Here is a 1,807-nt window from a genome sequence, read left to right as displayed (position 1 = left end):
GGGCGCTCGGATCCAGCGGCCAGTTCAGAGACCAGTTCAGCGGCTGCCACGTGCGCGTGTAGAAGTTGGAACGGTGATCGCCGAAGCGGTCGGTATGGGTCTGGACGAATTCCGCCCGTCCGCCGAACACGAAGACCTTGTAGTCGATCAGTCTGGACAGGTCGTCGACGAACGGCTCGACGAGCAGGCGCGGAGTGATCTGGGCATAGACCCATTCCCCGAGATCCTGCCCATGCGGCCGGTCGAGCCACCGCCGCAACATGTCGTCCACACGCGGCCAGTCTTCCTCATGCCGCCCGTGCACGAAGACATTCGCCCCGCTTCCATTGTTGGCTTTGATGACATAGGGCAGCGGCCAGTCACGCCTTTCGGGCAGCCATTCTCCCTCGAACAGGCTTGGCGTCACCCATTCCTGCCCGAGAGTTGCTGCGACGACGGCCTTGACGGCCGTCTTGTCGGAAAGCGCTATGATTTTCGGATTGCGATAGCCGATCTTGTAGAGTTGAACGAACTCGCTGAAGAGCTTCGGCTTCGAAAGATTGGGGTAGCGGCCGTAGTGCCGTCTGTAGTGCCGCAGCGCCTTGCGGCCGGCACTGGTGCTGGCCGCCAGCATCGTCCTCAAAGCCATCCCCCGAATCCGATATCTGCTGCCGTTGCACTATCCTATTGGTCGAGGCTGGGCGCCGTTGCAAGAAGGATATTCAGCAGGTGCTCATGGAGCGGCCGCCTTATGGGGATGGCCGGCAGGCAGGTTGCCGGCGATCGACCAGCGATGGGCGAGGTAGCCTTCGAGACGTTCGCGATCCTGTTGCGAAAGGCCGGCGCCGAAAGAGATCAGGCTGCGCATGCGTCCGGCGATGCGGTTGGCGCCATTGTCGAACGGTCCGCCGATGACCGGGCTCGAGGCGAGCAGGTTGGCGGCGCTGTAGCTGCCAGAGAAGATCTGGGCGCCATCGACATGGATCTGGCGGGCGCTTCCCGTATAGGTCCAGATCGCGATGTGGTCTGCGCCGACGCTCAGCGATCCCTGATCCGACATCAGCGCGCCCCAGAGCGAGAACCGCCAGCCCGAGGCGCCGCCCAGAAAGATGGAGCGATGATTGCTGCTGCCGCCCTGCGAGTAGACGTAGCGATCGGCCGTATTGTCCTTGCGGTAAACGGCGGCAAGCGTGAAGGATCCGGTCCCGGCCGCGATAAGACTCGACGAGGGCACCAGGGCATCGTTGGTGCCGTCAAATTCGAGCCATCCATCGGCGGCGTCGTAGGCGGGCTGGAAGGCCGCGGTGTTCTGGGCCGCGTGGCGTTCATTGCCCGACAGATCGTCCCAGCGGCTGACGAGGCTGCCGGAGCCGAACTGCTTGGGCGACAGCACCGCGTCGTACCAGGCGCGGGGGGAGAGTTCCGCCGGGCTCCAGCCGGAAGGCTCGCCGACGGCTGCGTGCCGTCGCCTTGCCATGGGCAGGCCGGGCAGTGCCGCCATAAGCGAAGCGGCCGCGTCTACGCCCGCCCGGCCCATCTCGCCCGCAACAAGATCGATGATCATGCCTCAATCCTCCTCGTGGACCGCGACCGCGACAAAGGCCGAGCCGCGGCGAAGGATCGCCACGATGGTGCGGGCAGCGATGTCGGGAGTCGGTTCGCGATAGGCCGCCGACCAGCCGATCGCGTGGCCGGAGGGGTCGATCTCGATCTGGCAGGTCCAGCCATCGGGCAGGTTCGTGGGCGCCTGCATCTCGGCCGCGCCGGTCGCCGCCACGTGCCAGCTCAGCGCAGCGCCGCCGGCGCAGTCGAAAGCGATCTCGCCGCC

At 65.6% G+C, this 1,807-nt stretch carries 3 protein-coding genes; all 3 read right to left on the bottom strand.

Features of this window, described 5'->3' with window-relative positions; genetic code table 11:
- On the bottom strand, positions 1-613 hold a 613-nt coding region (locus VB714_RS21340; RefSeq protein WP_323226705.1), incomplete at its 3' end, for an ATP-grasp fold amidoligase family protein.
- A 99-nt stretch (positions 614-712) separates the two neighbouring features.
- Complete coding sequence (locus VB714_RS21335) at positions 713-1,543, bottom strand: LamG-like jellyroll fold domain-containing protein (protein WP_323226704.1); 831 nt, start codon at positions 1,541-1,543, stop codon at positions 713-715.
- Between the two features lie 3 nt (positions 1,544-1,546).
- Positions 1,547-1,807 (bottom strand): hypothetical protein (locus VB714_RS21330; RefSeq protein ID WP_323226703.1); only part of this gene is annotated, 261 nt, incomplete at its 5' end.

Source organism: Spirulina sp. 06S082, assembly GCF_034932145.1.
Classification (GTDB): Bacteria; Cyanobacteriota; Cyanobacteriia; order Cyanobacteriales; family Spirulinaceae; genus CCY15215.
This window is presented reverse-complemented; position numbering and strand designations above follow the sequence as displayed.